The 15,463-nt window shown below is 31.4% G+C and carries 12 protein-coding genes, 2 pseudogenes and 1 riboswitch; of the genes and pseudogenes, 7 read left to right on the top strand and 7 right to left on the bottom strand.

Going from position 1 to position 15,463, the window contains the following annotated elements:
- Positions 1-7: 7 nt before the first annotated feature.
- A pseudogene (locus tag ACWJKE_RS16235) lies at positions 8-178 on the bottom strand (manganese catalase family protein); the annotation flags it as partial.
- A gap of 325 nt (positions 179-503) precedes the next feature.
- Between ACWJKE_RS16235 and ACWJKE_RS16230 the strand changes: the two are divergent.
- The 3 genes and pseudogenes from ACWJKE_RS16230 to ACWJKE_RS16220 all read left to right on the top strand — a co-directional run.
- Positions 504-719, top strand: coding sequence for a hypothetical protein (locus ACWJKE_RS16230; protein WP_216301829.1), 216 nt, complete (start codon positions 504-506; stop codon positions 717-719).
- Between the two features lies 1 nt (position 720).
- On the top strand, positions 721-1,023 hold the full coding sequence (locus ACWJKE_RS16225) for a spore coat protein (protein ID WP_216301828.1): 303 nt from the start codon (positions 721-723) through the stop codon (positions 1,021-1,023).
- Between the two features lie 37 nt (positions 1,024-1,060).
- Positions 1,061-1,174, top strand: a pseudogene (locus ACWJKE_RS16220) (manganese catalase family protein); the annotation flags it as partial.
- 272 nt (positions 1,175-1,446) lie between these two features.
- Here ACWJKE_RS16220 and ACWJKE_RS16215 read toward each other — a convergent pair.
- Both ACWJKE_RS16215 and ACWJKE_RS16210 read right to left on the bottom strand, forming a co-directional pair.
- The gene (locus ACWJKE_RS16215; RefSeq protein ID WP_462953594.1) at positions 1,447-2,610 is read right to left on the bottom strand and encodes an undecaprenyldiphospho-muramoylpentapeptide beta-N-acetylglucosaminyltransferase; all 1,164 of its coding nucleotides are present in this window, start codon (positions 2,608-2,610) and stop codon (positions 1,447-1,449) included.
- 12 nt (positions 2,611-2,622) lie between these two features.
- Positions 2,623-3,594 (bottom strand): polysaccharide biosynthesis protein, encoded by a 972-nt coding sequence (locus tag ACWJKE_RS16210; RefSeq protein WP_216301825.1) that lies wholly within the window; start codon positions 3,592-3,594, stop codon positions 2,623-2,625.
- A gap of 398 nt (positions 3,595-3,992) precedes the next feature.
- On the opposite strand from ACWJKE_RS16210, the gene ACWJKE_RS16205 reads away from it, so the two are divergent.
- From ACWJKE_RS16205 to rfbG, 4 genes are read left to right on the top strand one after another with little or no spacing between them, the layout of a single operon-like run.
- On the top strand, positions 3,993-4,730 hold the full coding sequence (locus ACWJKE_RS16205) for a sugar phosphate nucleotidyltransferase (protein WP_462952776.1): 738 nt from the start codon (positions 3,993-3,995) through the stop codon (positions 4,728-4,730).
- The gene (locus ACWJKE_RS16200; protein ID WP_462959018.1) at positions 4,727-6,856 is read left to right on the top strand and encodes a glycosyl transferase; all 2,130 of its coding nucleotides are present in this window, start codon (positions 4,727-4,729) and stop codon (positions 6,854-6,856) included. The genes ACWJKE_RS16205 and ACWJKE_RS16200 overlap by 4 nt, the downstream gene beginning before the upstream one ends.
- A gap of 31 nt (positions 6,857-6,887) precedes the next feature.
- Positions 6,888-7,853: an NAD-dependent epimerase/dehydratase family protein gene (locus tag ACWJKE_RS16195; RefSeq protein WP_462953592.1), complete on the top strand. Its 966-nt coding sequence runs from the start codon at positions 6,888-6,890 to the stop codon at positions 7,851-7,853.
- A gap of 12 nt (positions 7,854-7,865) precedes the next feature.
- The gene (gene rfbG / locus ACWJKE_RS16190; RefSeq protein WP_462952773.1) at positions 7,866-8,939 is read left to right on the top strand and encodes a CDP-glucose 4,6-dehydratase; all 1,074 of its coding nucleotides are present in this window, start codon (positions 7,866-7,868) and stop codon (positions 8,937-8,939) included.
- A gap of 218 nt (positions 8,940-9,157) precedes the next feature.
- Here the strand turns inward: rfbG and ACWJKE_RS16185 are convergent, their stop codons facing one another.
- From ACWJKE_RS16185 to ACWJKE_RS16170, 4 genes are all read right to left on the bottom strand, one after another.
- Positions 9,158-9,895 (bottom strand): ACT domain-containing protein, encoded by a 738-nt coding sequence (locus tag ACWJKE_RS16185; protein WP_268064076.1) that lies wholly within the window; start codon positions 9,893-9,895, stop codon positions 9,158-9,160.
- A gap of 167 nt (positions 9,896-10,062) precedes the next feature.
- Positions 10,063-10,234, bottom strand: a riboswitch (Lysine riboswitch).
- A 293-nt stretch (positions 10,235-10,527) separates the two neighbouring features.
- Positions 10,528-12,825, bottom strand: a complete 2,298-nt coding sequence (locus tag ACWJKE_RS16180; protein WP_462959017.1) for a glycoside hydrolase — start codon at positions 12,823-12,825, stop codon at positions 10,528-10,530.
- Between the two features lie 302 nt (positions 12,826-13,127).
- Positions 13,128-13,652 carry a flavodoxin family protein gene (locus ACWJKE_RS16175; RefSeq protein ID WP_462959016.1) on the bottom strand — a complete coding sequence of 175 codons (525 nt, stop codon included), beginning with the start codon at positions 13,650-13,652 and terminating at the stop codon, positions 13,128-13,130.
- A 574-nt stretch (positions 13,653-14,226) separates the two neighbouring features.
- Positions 14,227-15,426, bottom strand: coding sequence for an aspartate kinase (locus tag ACWJKE_RS16170; RefSeq protein WP_462953589.1), 1,200 nt, complete (start codon positions 15,424-15,426; stop codon positions 14,227-14,229).
- Positions 15,427-15,463: the final 37 nt, after the last annotated feature.

The following is a 15,463-nucleotide window of genomic DNA, read 5'->3' as shown; positions in this document are numbered from 1 at the left end:
ATCATAATTAATGCATTATAAATAAATGTGGTTGTTGTAGATGATCCTGTACAATTCTTAGAACTTCACCGAATCTTTGATAATGAACAACTTCTCTTTCTCTTAGAAATTTTAACGGCTCTATTACATCTGGATCATCAGCCATATTAATTAGATATTCATAAGTAGCCCTTGCCTTCTACGATTTCTTCAAGACTTGAGCATTTCATTAGCTGCCTAACCATACTAGCAACCATTTCCATGTGAGCTAATTCTTTAGTATTTATTGTTATAAATTTAATTAAAATATATTAAATTTATAACAATAGATATGTCAGAATAGAAGATAAAAAAGTTTGCAAATTTTACTATTTTAGCATGCTTTTTTTATTTTGATTTTCTTATGTAGACAAGTTATTGTAATACAAAGCTCCAATGTTTAAGTTTACAAATTATTCCAAGGTTTAATTGTTTATTAAATGCACATAATAAATCGTAAAAATTATAAATTTGGAGGTATTGATATGAGAAAACTTTCAGAGGGTGAACTATTATCCTTAACAACCTTGTTAACTATGGAAAAAGATGGGTTAGCCGTGTCAAAAGTTATGAAAAATCTAATTAGTGATGAAGATTTAAAGAGACAAGCTGAGACTGGTGTTTTAGCAGCAGAAGGAAGAATAAAAGGCGTACAACAATTTATCAATGAAAATCAAGTAACTATAGGCGGTGTAAAATAATATGGGAATAATAACGGATAATATTGTAAAAAACAACACAGATATTAATGACGAAGTAATAGTTGGAACTATGATTAGTTCAGCAAAAAGTGCAGCAGATGCGTATCTAAACGCAACTATGACCAGCGCTACCCCTGAATTAAAAGCTATATACTCCTCTAGTTTAAATCAAATAATAGGCGGGCATTCAGCATTAACAGAGCTTGCTGTAAACCGCAAGTGGGCTTCACCTTATGATGCTCCTGCGCAACAACTAGCTATGTCCTTTAGTAAATCTGAAACTACAGTTAAGGCTAGTAAATAAAACCGTTCCAAAACAAGAATTGAGCGTAAAATTGGAGTTATCTCAAAGTTTTAGGGTAAAAGATCAAACCATTAAAGATTTATTTCTTGATATAGGTTCGGAAGAGCTAAGTCATATGGAGATGGTGGCGGAAGCACCAAGTTTTGAAAACCCAAGAAAGTAAAAAATATATATAAAAAAGAGCATCGTAATGGTGCCCACTGAAAAACAAAATTTTAATAACAGCATTAAGACTTAAAATGGATATGGATTTTCCATTTTAAGTTTATTTTTTATATAAGAGCATCCATAAGATCCCCACATTAATATTTGGAATTTCATTTCCGATATAATTTGCTAGTTGTGAGTTAGTAGCTACCATAGCTTTTAGAATTAATACGGTAAAAGCAAGCAATTCGAGTAAAGCTACAATTCCAGACATTGCTATTTCCCATATATATCTGAGAATTTCATATAAAATCCCCATTCTTTTTCTGAAATTTTACTTAAGTCAACAGATTTTGCACGCTTAACCTTTTTATCTATTTTCTCCCACATAACTTTCTTTATTGCATTAATTTGCTCATTGCAATTATTAGCTAGTAATTCCTTTGAAAGAATTAATTCATTATTAAGGGGTGTAGTCAATAACTCTTCTGATGTTTCAATTATTGATTTTGCAGTAATATCCTCTTCTTTCAATATTACTGCACAGCCGTGATTTACAGCGTATTGTGCATTTAGCTCCTGTTCACCTCGGCTACTTTTTCTAGAAAGTGGAACACAAATCATTCTTTTACCAATTGAAATACCCTCAGCAATTGCATTTGAACCACATCTAATAATCACTATATCAGATATAGCATAAATCAGAGACATATCATCAACATATTCATATTGACGATATCTTGCATCTGCAGGTAAATTGTTATTAAGTTTTCCTTTTCCACAAATATGAATAATATTATACTTTTCAAGAAGTTCGGATAAACACTCCCAAATCTTATTGTTAATTGCCGCCGAACCAAGGCTGCCTCCTAAGACCAGAAGAGTGGGGTTGCAGTTTTTGAAGGCTTTATCCTCAATGCATTCGTTTTGCACATTTAGTAATTCAGGACGTATTATCATGCCACAATAACCTCTTTTTTTACTAGGGACTTGAAATTTAGTACTAGGAAAGGTTACAAATACCTTTTTCGCAAATTTCATGCAAATCCTATTAGCAAGTCCAATAGTAACATCGGTTTCCCTAATGACAGATGGAATATGTTGTACCCAGCTTGCTATAATAACAGGTACCGAAACAAATCCTCCACCTGACATAACAACGGTCGGTTGTTCTTTCCTAATAATCTTATACGATTGATAGATTCCTTTTAAAACCCTGAATATATCTGTTACATTCTTCAGGGAAAAGTATCTACGAAGTTTACCTGTGCTAATAGCATGATAAGTAGCTAATCCTTGATTTTCAATCATTTCTTTTTCTATACCATGTCCAGAACCTATATACACAACTTCTAAACCTTCATTTTTCAGTAATGGTATTAGAATTTTATTAACCATAGCATGTCCAGCAGTTCCTCCACCAGTTAAAACAATTTTCATTTAAATCCTCCTTTAAATATTAGCTGCTTTTAAAAATTCAACAGTTTGCTCATAACTTATGACCGCATCTTGAGAATGATATAAGAAATTGTTATCTTTCTTAATAAAGTCGTTTATGATCCAAGAATGCCTGTCCTCAGCTTCAATAATGTACAGTTCATCATTCACACAGTAAATATGTTTTGTTTCTTCCTGCGTTGCTAAACATTCATTATTTTTTTCGCCTGGCCTTAGTCCAGTCACTACAATAATTGATTCATCTAATCCATATTTATATACTAAATACTTTGCAATATCATAAATCCATAACGATGGCATTCGTGCTATAAAAATTTCTCCTCCAGCACCACGAATTGCAGACTCAATTAATAATTCACAAGCCTTAGGAATATTAATAAAAAAGCGATTCATATCCTTATCTGTAAGCGTTACTGTCTGTTTTTCACTAATTTGTTTTTTAAATAATGGGATTACACTACCTTCACTTGCTAAAAGGTTGCCACATCTGAAAACAATAAATTTAGTTAATATAGAATTTTGGTTTGCAGCCAACATTAATTTTTCTCCTAACAATTTTGTACATCCATAAGTGCAATTTGCGTTTACCGCCTTATCTGTTGAAATATAAATTACCTTTGCTACCTTGTTAGCATTAGCACAATCAATTATATTGTTAGTACCTATAACATTAGTAAGAATAGCTTCATTAGGTGCTGTTTCACAAATTAGTACGTGCTTTAGAGCTGCTAAATGGAAAATAATATCACAATCACTACTCGCCTCTAATAAACGTTTTTTATCTCTAACATCTCCTAATACTATTTCTACACGTTTATCTGATAATGTCCTTTTTATTTCAATCATTTTCGCTTCATTTCTAGCAAAAATTCTAATTTGCCTAACTTCCATTTCTAGAAGCTTATGAGCTAACGCGTTACCAAAAGAGCCAGTGCCACCAACAATCAATATTTTTTTATTTTTCATAATATTCCCTCCATGTGTTTCCTATATTTTCATTATAAGAAACATATGTTACAACTATGTTACAACGTTTATTTTTATAAAAAAAGACTCCGCAACTAAAAATTGATTTGTATATTGTGAACTGCACCCTATTGTAGGCTATATCCCCTTAAAGTAGACGGATTAAGTAGTACTAAATATATTGTAACAACTTAAATCCTAATGAATAACATAATACAAAATATATTATAATTTCAAATATCGAGTTATTAGTAATATAAAGATAAGCGTTTAGATGATGAAGATGTAGTTTACTTATGCAACTATTATTAGATTTTTAGATCAAGGAGTGATTTTCGCTTGAAATATTCAATACTTCGGAGATATTGAAGAAGTGATAAAAATGAGGAGCGGTAAATATGAAAGTAGTTATATTATGTGGAGGTAAAGGGACCAGATTAGGGTCATCTACAGAAACTATTCCGAAAACATTAGCTTTAGTTTCTGGGAAACCAATTATATGGCACATTATGAATATTTATTCAAGCTATGGCTTTAATGACTTTATTCTTCCATTAGGTTTTGGTGGTGATAAAATAAAAGAATATTTTTGGAATTATGAGTGGAAAAACTCTGATTTCACCAAAGAACTCGGCAGTAATACTGTTTCTTTTTTAAATAAGCCTGCCAACTGGAAAGTGACTTTTGTTGATACAGGAACTGATACAATGACTGGTGGAAGAATTAAAAAAATTGAAAAATTCATTAATGAAGATACCTTTATGTTGACCTATGGTGATGGATTATCTGATATTAATATAAATAATCTACTAAAGTTCCATAAGGAAAACGGACAAGCGGTAACAGTTACCGGAATAGAAAGAAAGAGCCAATATGGAATTTTAACTGAAAAGGATGGTATTGCAACAACCTTTGACGAAAAATCAAAATTGGATGGCATAATAAACGGAGGTTTTTTTGTAATGAATAAAAAAGTTTTTAATTATATAGAAGATGACGATAAATGCATTTTTGAACAGGGTCCATTGAGAAACCTTGTAGAAAGTAGAGAATTGGCGGTTTATAGTTTCAAAGGTTATTGGACAGCAATTGATACTAATAAAGATCTAATTTATGCAAATGAGACATGGAAGTGAGTAAAATAAATAAGGACGATATGGACGCAATTTATGCATTTTTTTCTAAGGGTAAATCTCGGTTTAATAAACATGAAAATGAAAATCATGATATAAAAAAAGATAATAAAAAGGATGAAAAAAGCAAAAACAAAGATAGTAAAAAATATAAAGAAGAAAATGAAGAAGAAAATAAAGAAGAAGATATTGAAGACTATAGAGAATCAGATATAGAAGAATATAAACAAAGATGTTCCTTTTGTACAATAGTTAGCAAGGATTATTTAATAAAGACCTTAACTTTTTACTATTCACTTGAGAGGAATAGTGAAAATTTTCATCTATGGATTTGCTGTATTGATGATATTATCTATTCATCCCTTTCAAAGATGAATCTCAAAAATGCTTCTCTTATTCATTTGAATACAGTAGAAGACCAGCAACTGCTCGCTGTAAAAAACACGAGAAAAACAAATGAATATTGCTGGACATTGAAAGCAGCTGTTATTCGCTACGTGCTTATGAATTACAGCGTAAACTCAATAATATACTGTGACAGTGATATATTTTTCTTCTCAGATCCACAGATAGTATTTGATGAATGGGGTGAAGCTTCAGTGTTTTTATGTCCCCAAAGGGATCTTGAATGGGTTCACAAAATATATGGAAAATTTCAAGCAGGATTCATAGGTTTTAAAAAGGATATACAAGGATTGAATTGCCTTAATTGGTGGAATCAAAAATGCATTGAATGGTGTTATGGGGAACCTGACTCTGAAACGGGACGATGGGGAGATCAGAAATATCTTGATAAAATCACAGAAATGTTTTCAAATGTAAAAATTTCAAGAAATCTTGGAATAGATGCTGCACCATGGAATACAATTTATAATAATAATTTCAATATTACCTCAAAGGATAATGAAGTCTTTATTGAAGGTGATAAATTAATAGCATATCACTTTGCATGTCTTTCAATATTTAACGAAAATGACTATGACTTATGGACTTTTAATTATTTAGAAATAAGTTCTGCAATTAAGTCCAATATTTATATCCCATATATTGAAAGTCTAAGGAATACAATCAATGTTATAAGAAACAATCTTAATGAAAAAGTAGAGGGTTTATTTAATAAATCTGATTCTAAAGAAGCCCAGACATTATTTAAATACTCAGATCTGACGTTAGCCATGGCCCGCTATAACGATTTTTATAGCTTTTGTACTATAACTAGTAAGGCATATTTATTGCAAAGTATGTCACTTTATTCTTCGCTGAAGGATAAAATCGATAATTTTAATTTATTCATCTGCTGCATGGATGAAATTTCTTTTTCTGTATTAAGTAATCTGAAGCTTGAAAATACGATTATTATTAATGTTAGCGAAGTAGAGGATATGGAATTACTTCATGTTAAAGAAACCAGAAATATGCAGGAATATTGTTGGTCGCTTAAAGCACCATTGGTCCTTTATATTTTAGAGAAATATGCTATAGATTCAGTTATTTATTGTGATGCAGATATATTCTTTTTTTCTGATCCGATGGCGATCTTCAAGCAATGGAAGGATTATGATACACTAATTTGTCCTCAGAGGGATTGTCCGGAATTTGAAAAGGTACATGGACATTTTCAGGCAGGCTTTTTAGGTTTTAGAAACAGGAAAAGTAGTCTAGCTATTTTAAATTGGTGGAAGAAAAAATGTATAGAGTGGTGCTCAGATAAACCTGATATCATAATGGAGAGATGGGGAGATCAGAAATATCTAGATAAGGTTCCAAATTTATTTTATAGCATAAAAATATTAGATGACCTAGGTATAGATGCAGCTCCATGGAATCTAATTATTAACAATGATTACAAAGTTTACAAGGATAATAATACTGTTTTAATTGATGATCGAGAACTTATGGTTTATCACTTTGGCAGTATGAAAATATTTGATGAATCTGTCTTTGACTTATGGAAGCTAGATCCTTTGATTTTTAGCAAAGAAATAATTGATTATATATATATTCCATATTTAGATGCTTTATGCAAATCAATGGAAATATTAAAGTCATCAGGCCTTGTGGATCTTAAAGAATTATTTAGTAAAGAAGAGGTCACTAACGCTAAGAACCTGTATAGATTTCAATCGTAAATGTAAACCTTTCAACTTGGAGGTATAGTATATGGAAGAGGTTAGTCTTACCGGTAAGAGGATATTGGTAACTGGTGGATTTGGATTTATAGGCTCTCACCTAGTTAAGAGGTTATTGAATGAAGGCGCAGAGGTATCTATTATAGGAAGACAGAGCAGCCAAACCTGGAGACTGGAAGAGCAGTTAAAAAATATATCAATCTATGAGATTGATATAACTGACAGTAAAAAAATTGAAATTTGCATCAAGGATATATGCCCTGAAATAGTATTTCATTTAGCAGCTTATGGCGTAAACTCAGCACAAAAAGAATATATTAAAGCTGCAAACATTAATATTTTAGGAATGATTAATATTTTAAATTCATTGAAGGACACCGACTGCAAAAAATTCATTAATATGGGTAGCTGTGCTGAATATGGAGATAGGAAAGATCTTATGAAGGAAGATATGTATCCAGAACCTGTGAGCATCTATGGAAGTTCTAAAGCTAGTGCAACTATAATCGCTCATCAGATTGCCAGAGAAAATAATATAGATATTATAACCTTAAGGCCCTTTGGTATTTTTGGGGAGGGAGAAGAGAGGCATAAGATTTTTTGTCATATAATACTGTCAATACTGGAAGATAAGGAGGTAAGACTAACATCTGGTGAACAATTACGTGATTACTGCTACATTGAAAACATAATTGACGGATTGGTTATGTCTGCTAAAAGCAATTTAAAGAGCAATATTTTCAATATAGCAAATGGAAGTCTTTTCCCTTTAAAATACTATATAGATCTTATATTTAAAAATATTAAAACAGATAGGGTCCCCTTATATGGGACAATAAAATACAGAAAAAATGAAATGTGGTCACCTGGTGCGGATATAAGTAAGATCCATACTGAATTAGGCTGGAGCCCTAGAATAAGCCTTGAGGATGGAATTGTTAAAACAATAAGGTGGTATGAAGAAAATAAAGATATGTGGATTAAGCATTTACCATAGGATGTGAAAAAAATGTTAAAAGACCTTGAAAATAATTATAAAAATAAAAATGTTTTAATAACTGGTCATACAGGTTTTAAAGGATCATGGCTAGCTATTTGGTTAAAAAAATTAGGAGCAAATGTTATTGGTTATGCACTAGATCCCGTCAGTGTCAAAAGCAATTTCGTTTTATCTGAAATTAGCAATGATATTGTTGATATAAGAGGAGATATAAGAGATAGCAAACATCTTAATGAAGTTTTTATGACCTATGAACCAGAGATAGTTTTTCATCTTGCAGCACAACCACTCGTTAGGTACTCCTATGAAAACCCTAAAGAGACCTATGAGGTGAATTTTATGGGCACTGTAAATGTATTGGAAGCGGTGAGGGCCAGTAAAGAAACAAAAGCTTTAGTTATTATCACTAGTGATAAATGTTACGAAAATAATGAATGGATGTACAGCTACAGGGAAATAGATCCCATGGGTGGTTATGATCCGTACAGTTCTAGTAAGGGTTGCGTTGAACTTTTGGTTTCCTCATATAGAAATTCTTTTTTTAATACAGCTGAGTATAAAAATCATGAAAAAATAATTGTAACAGCACGGGCAGGTAATGTAATTGGAGGTGGAGATTGGGCCATCGATAGAATTATACCAGACTGCATCAGGGCACTAGAAAATGATGAAGAGATTTTGCTTAGGAATCCAGGTGCTGTAAGACCCTGGCAGCATGTCCTTGAACCATTATACGGATATTTACTTTTAGGAACAAAAATATTAAAAAAAGATGTGGAGTTTTCTGGAGCTTGGAACTTCGGACCTGAAGCTCAAAATGTCATTACGGTTCAGGAGGTTGTCAGAAGACTTGTCAAAGAGTGGGGCAATGGAAGCTGGAAATCTTTAATCCTTAAGGGAGATTCATTCCATGAAGCGAGCTTACTAAGTCTTGACATTAGCAAGGCTAGATTCTGTTTAAATTTTAAGCCTAGGTGGGGCATAGATGAGACAATAGAAAAGACTGTAGAGTGGTATAGGAAATATAAGGATGAAAAGGTGATTGATATATGCGAATCTCAAATTAATGATTATTGTAGATAGAGCTCTCATTCTAGGTGCATTAATATCAATATGGAGTGAAACTTAGGGTTCTAAAAAAAGAATAAATAATCTTTCCAATCAGATAATATTTATAAAATATTACAATTTTTAAGAGAAGTCCAAAATGGCTTCTCTTAAAAATTATTATCAGGGTCGTACTTTAAAGAGCCTTTAGGTAAATTATGTTTAATACTTAACTATCGTCTAACATGTTATATTTATAGATTAAATTCCTCTGCAACAACCTTTATAGCCTTTAATTTATCTCCAGTTTTAATAGCACAAGTAATTCTTATTTCTGATGTAGTAATCATTTTAATTTCAATATTGTTTTTGTTAAAAACCCTAAACATTCTAGCTGCTACTCCAGAGGTTGTCTTCATGCCAAGCCCCACCACTGAAAATTTAGTTATCTCTTCATCAACTATAACTTTATTATCTGCTATTAAGTTATCTATAATTTCTAAACTATCCTTTAAGCCTTCTTTAGGTATAGTAAATGATACACTTACCTTTCCATCTATAGGTGATGTTTGACTTATCATATCTATATTGATTCTTTTACTTCCTATAGCTTCAAATATAGTAGACAATATATTCACATCTTTAGGTATACGCTGAAGTGTTACTGCAACATCCTCATCACTAGTTGCTATTCCTGTTACTGGCTTATTTTCCATATTCATATTTTTTACCTCCTTAATTGCCATAGCTAAAAGCGCGCTTGAAATTATTTCACCTGTTGATAATAAAGCATCCAGTTCTCTCTTATCCGGTTTTTCTCCTATGCCTTTTGATAGAGATAATAAATCATCTGTAGTGTCCCCCATAGCAGATACTACTATAACTAAATCTGTATCTTCATTTTTCCTCTTTACTATACTTTGTGCAATCCCTTTAATTTTCTCTGTAGTTCCTACAGATGAACCTCCATATTTTTGAACAACTACTGCCATAATCAAATCACTCCTATTAATTATCACCTTTGGTGCTGTTTATCACCTTCGGTGCTATTTATCACCTTTTGTGAGATTTAGAACTCTTATATATTGTTCCAAAAAAAATAAATACAGCAAAGGAACACCTTTGCTGCATAAAATACATGTTTTTATACAAACTTCGTGTACCTTGTAGCTCACCACTGAAAAATCAGTGACAATTTTACACATATTATATGTAATCTCAGAAAACAATTTCACCAAATACATTTTCTTCGGCCATAGCTCCTTTTCTTATTCATCTTAGCCTGTAAGCTCCGAACAAGTACTCTTAGATACAGCACCTCTACCCTAGGTAGTTTATTTTTTTAATTAGTTTTTATATTATCACAGTATATTTATAAGTACAATCATTAATTATAGATGTTTTTGTTAAATCATCTCCTGCGGAGCTGAACAGCTTTGAAGAAGATGAATTGACGACTTCAGAAGGAGATTTACCCCTTTGTAGACCTCTGGAGTAGATAAGAATTCTCAATTGTTATCCCACCACTGAAGTTTTCTATTTATTAGGGCAAGTAACTCCTACTTATAGTAGGTAACTCCCACTTATAGAAGTGGGAGACTTTCCTTCTGAAATGTCGTTAAAACTATTTCTTAGGCATATATGGTATCTTATTTTTACCATCATATATTATTAAAGATTTAGCTTTTACAACATCAGTATTATATTTAAAATCTTTGTTAGAGAAATTTGCAACTACTTTTAAGTCCTTGCCAAATTTACTCATTTGTACAAGTTTGTCTGGTGAAAGTATTTTAAAATCCGTCATTTCCTTAGTTACAGCTTTTTTGTGAAATGGAGCCCAAATTTTATTGTGTGATGCTATTAAATCTTTATAATTATTCCATTCATATTTATCTATATGGTATAACGGTGGAGTATTATATAGAATTTCGTTTAACATTCTATTTCCTACTTCATCCTTTATTTTAAGCGTTGACCAGTCCCAGTGATAAGTAGTTATAACTGAGTCGTTGTAAACTAATTTAAAAAGAGGAAGAGAGTAAGTTTGATCAATAAATATATGTTTATATAAATCTTTTAGAGGAACTTGCTTCGAAAAACGATTAGGAACTCCGCCATTTGGAGAGTAATATGTTCCAAAATAATATTTACTATCTTTGTTTTTATTCATATCAGGATCCAGCCAAGAAAATGAGGGTGTTTCAATACCATGAGCAAAAGCTATAGTTTGGCTTGCAAAATCATTACCACCTTCAGAACCTATAACCATATTTTTATTATCTCTTATAAATGCCATTCTTTTAAGTCTTGCATTCATATCTTCTTGTTGTGTTGTTATGTGCTTCGGTGAGTAATCATCAAAAACCTCTCCAAAAGCATCGCAGTCAATAAACCAAGAATTATATTTTACGCCTGTATTTAAAATACTTTCTACTCTTTCTTTCACTGCTGGCATGGACAGAGTAGGATTAAGTTTTCTTCCTACCCCCTTAAAACCTTCTAATTTTTCACCCTTTCTATTTGTAACAGTAGCATTTTCATATAAAGATTTATCTTTAAAAGCAGCCGTAACCCATTTTTCTTCTCCAGGCTTATGAATAGAGTGATAAGAATCATAGGTACCTATTAAATAGCCCATATTATTGGCTTTTTCAACTAATTTAGGATTTATAGAACCTTGTATCCAATCATCGACGCCTATCCACGCATTTTTTATACCAGCGGCATTTATATCTTTTAATAAATCTACAGTATTGGAATTTGCCCAATTCTCTATTGGATCAAAATCATTTGGCATTTGAGATTTTAGTAACTTTTTATTTAAATCTATAAGTTCTAATTGATTTAAATTATTAACGCCTTTCTTTACTAATTTTTCAGTTTCTTTATCAAGATTCTTAAACACTTTAAGATTGTAAAAATCTTTTAATAATAATACCTGATTTAATGCACTCACTATTGTTTTCTTTTGATAATCGTCAACATAATCTTGAGTTTTTACTTGCTCAAAAACATCTAGCATTTCTTTTCCACCATCTATTTTTGTTTTTAATAATTCTTTTACCCAACTAATAGTTTCGTTTGATGTATTATTTCTAAATGCACCCCATTTCACATTTTCTTTTGAGATTACAGATTTATCCCAAAAATACATATGGGGTGCACCATAAAGTTTAGCAATGTTTTTATTTGTTTTTTCTTTACTTTTTAAAGTGGTGAATTTTCCTTTTTCAACAATATAATTCTTATATGTTTTTGCAATATTAACAGGGTCTTTTTCTGTTACATATATTCTAAATGAATATTCTTTATTTCTATTGATTTTAGGAAACTCATGATTAAATGAAAATTTAATTTTATCTTTCGAATTAAAAGTTATTTCATTATTGAACACATTTTCTATTACGTATAAAATAGAATATTTTTGCTTATTCAAAGCAAAAAATTGCATAGAAAATGATTCTAATGGTAAATAACTATTATTGCTTAAATATTTTTTCCAATATTTATCGTTGCTTGGTATATATTTGCCTTCTGAAAGAGGAATGACATAGCTTTCAGCACTAACATTAGGCCATTGAAATTCCGAATTATTTTTCACATTAGATTTTATTTTTACATTTAAGTATGTATTTTCCTTTTTAATTTCCACATTTACATTTTCATTAGGATATTTCCATGATACACTATTATTTGACCTTTTTAAATTTGATACTTTTCTTTTTGGTAACCCATCTGAAGCATTTTCCTTTACACCATTTTTTTCAATAGATAACTGAAAGGTTTCAGGATTTACAGTGAATTTGAAATTAGATTTTTTGACTATTCCTTCAGTAGTAGCATTAGCCGTGCTGGTACAGCTACCGAGTACTCCTACAATTAAAATAGAACTCATAAATATTGACATGATTTTTTTCATATTGCCCACCTCCAATTGAAATATTATACCATTAAATACCATTAAGTACCAGGTAAGGAGGCATTATAATGGGGAATAAATCAGTATATGTAGCTGTTATTCTAGATGCATTAATATCTATATGGACAGTGAGTAAGACTTGGGGTTCTAAAAAAAGAATAAATAATCTTTTCAATTAGATAATATTCATAAAATATGACGATTTTTAAGAGAATCCCAAAATGGCTTCTCTTAAAAATTATTACCAAGGTCGTACTTTCTCAAGCCAACCCTTCTCTTCCCAATATGTTTTATCAGTTTGATTAAATGCGTTTTTTCTGTATGAAACGCATGATATAGAAAAGAGCCTTTACTTTAAAACCAGGGATAATATGTTTAGATTTATTTGATATTTTAACAGACAATTTATCAACATCTTTTTCAATTTGCTTTTTTTTATTATCGCTGACACCTTGCCAGTCAGAAGCACCAACTGCTTTACCGTAAGTAAATATCTTTCCTACACCCCAATGAGTTAAGCTCATAGTCATATCTTTTATCGTTGATTTCATTCCGCTACCTGCTGCAGTACTTACAACGACAGCTGTTTTTGAAAACATTGTTTTATTGGGACGATGTATCATGAATTGAAAGCCGAAATGGTCAAGAAATGCTTTCATTTGACCACTTACATGCAATACATAAACAGGACTTTCCAAAATAATTAAATTTGCATTTTCCATTGCAGTTTTTATCGGAGTTATTTTATCTTCATGAGGACAAAAACTTTCGCCTTTACTAAAACAAAGTGCACAGCCTTGGCAAAAATGGGACATGTCTTTTGGCAAATAAAACTATATTAGTTCATCTTTCTCTCCAAGTAACTTTCTCAATAAAAGTTGCACAATGTTATAGGTACTGCCTTTATGTTCTGTTCCATATATGGCTACTATATTCATGTTTCCCCTCCTACTCAAAATTATAGAAATAAGATATATTTTCTTACTACTGAGAAATAACCTTTAAGTAAATTATAGACGATAGTTAACTATCGTCTATAATGAGTTTTATCTTTAGAAAAATAATCACTTTTTAAAAATGTTAAAAAGTAAAAAATGATACATATTATACTTACATAATCTTATGGTGGGAAAAACATTAAAATAGTATTTGATTAGCAATTATGAATTTCTCCGCAGCGACCTGCAACAAGAAGCGAAAAAGCACTGAAATTTCATTTAGGAATTCTTCTTTTGTGAAAATGTAATTCTCGTAAGACTGCCAGGAAGGCAGTCTAGAGAACTTGAGGCATGACGCCGAATGTGAACGTTAGCGAATTACATTTTCAGAAAAGTTTAGAATTTCTTAATGAAATTTCACGTTTCGAACTCCTGTTGCAAGTCACTGTGGAACATGTTATATTTACAGATTAAATTCCTCTGCAACAACCTTTATAGCCTTTAATTTGTCTCCAATTTTAATAGCACAAGTAATTCTTATTTCTGATGTAGTAATCATTTTAATTTCAATATTGTTTTTGTTAAAAACCCTAAACATTCTAGCTGCTACTCCAGAGGTTGTCTTCATGCCAAGCCCCACCACTGAAAATTTAGTTATCTCTTCATCAACTATAACTTTATTATCTGCTATTAAGTTATCTATAATTTCTAAACTATCCTTTAAGCCTTCTTTAGGTATAGTAAATGATACACTTACCTTTCCATCTATAGGTGATGTTTGACTTATCATATCTATATTAATTCTTTTACTTCCTATAGCTTCAAATATAGTAGACAATATATTCACATCTTTAGGTATGCGCTGAAGTGTTACTGCAACATCCTCATCACTAGTTGCTATTCCTGTTACTGGTTTACTTTCCATATTCATATTTTTTACCTCCTTAATTACAGTTCCTTTAATATCACTATTACTGAGCCCTACATATATAGGTATGCTATATTTTTGAGCAAGTTCTATAGACCTTGAATGCATTATTTGAGCTCCCAAACTTGCTAGCTCGAGCATCTCCTCATATTCTATTTCATCTAATTTTTTAGCTGCGCTGTATGCTCTAGGATCTACACTATATATTCCAGAAACGTCCGTATATATTTCACATCTGCCATTAAGCTTCACAGCTAAAGCAACTGCAGTAGTATCAGATCCACCTCTGCCGAGTGTTGTAATATCACCTTCCCCATTTATTCCTTGGAAGCCAGCAACTATTACGATTTTGCCTTCTTTTAAGCTTTTTTTAATCCTGCCACCGTGTATATCTTCAATTAACGCTTTACCATATTGTCCACTAGTCTTAATCCCAATTTGGTATGCAGTATAACTTATGGCATCATATCCAAGTCCCTTAATTGCCATGGCGAGTAGTGCACTTGAAATTATTTCACCTGTTGATAATAGAACATCCAATTCTCTCTTATCTGGTTTTTCTCCTATACCTTTTGATAGAGATAATAAATCATCTGTAGTGTCCCCCATAGCAGATACTACTATAACTAAATCTGTATCTTCATTTTTCCTCTTTACTATACTTTGTGCAATTCCTTTGATTTTCTCTGTAGTGCCTACAGATGAACCTCCATATTTTTGAACAACCACTGCCATAATCAAATCACTCCTTTATATATCTCGTGTAGCATAG

The organism is Clostridium sp. CM036 (assembly GCF_055081135.1).
This window is presented reverse-complemented; position numbering and strand designations above follow the sequence as displayed.

What these genes read in the sequence shown, in the direction of transcription:
- ACWJKE_RS16230 (WP_216301829.1), top strand. Translation starts at nt 504, where the DNA reads ATGAGAAAACTTTCAGAGGGTGAACTATTATCCTTAACAACCTTGTTA.
- ACWJKE_RS16225 (WP_216301828.1), top strand. Translation starts at nt 721, where the DNA reads ATGGGAATAATAACGGATAATATTGTAAAAAACAACACAGATATTAAT.
- ACWJKE_RS16215 (WP_462953594.1), bottom strand. Translation starts at nt 2,610, where the DNA reads ATGAAAATTGTTTTAACTGGTGGAGGAACTGCTGGACATGCTATGGTT.
- ACWJKE_RS16210 (WP_216301825.1), bottom strand. Translation starts at nt 3,594, where the DNA reads ATGAAAAATAAAAAAATATTGATTGTTGGTGGCACTGGCTCTTTTGGT.
- ACWJKE_RS16205 (WP_462952776.1), top strand. Translation starts at nt 3,993, where the DNA reads ATGAAAGTAGTTATATTATGTGGAGGTAAAGGGACCAGATTAGGGTCA.
- ACWJKE_RS16195 (WP_462953592.1), top strand. Translation starts at nt 6,888, where the DNA reads ATGGAAGAGGTTAGTCTTACCGGTAAGAGGATATTGGTAACTGGTGGA.
- rfbG (WP_462952773.1), top strand. Translation starts at nt 7,866, where the DNA reads ATGTTAAAAGACCTTGAAAATAATTATAAAAATAAAAATGTTTTAATA.
- ACWJKE_RS16185 (WP_268064076.1), bottom strand. Translation starts at nt 9,895, where the DNA reads ATGGCAGTAGTTGTTCAAAAATATGGAGGTTCATCTGTAGGAACTACA.
- ACWJKE_RS16180 (WP_462959017.1), bottom strand. Translation starts at nt 12,825, where the DNA reads ATGAAAAAAATCATGTCAATATTTATGAGTTCTATTTTAATTGTAGGA.
- ACWJKE_RS16170 (WP_462953589.1), bottom strand. Translation starts at nt 15,426, where the DNA reads ATGGCAGTGGTTGTTCAAAAATATGGAGGTTCATCTGTAGGCACTACA.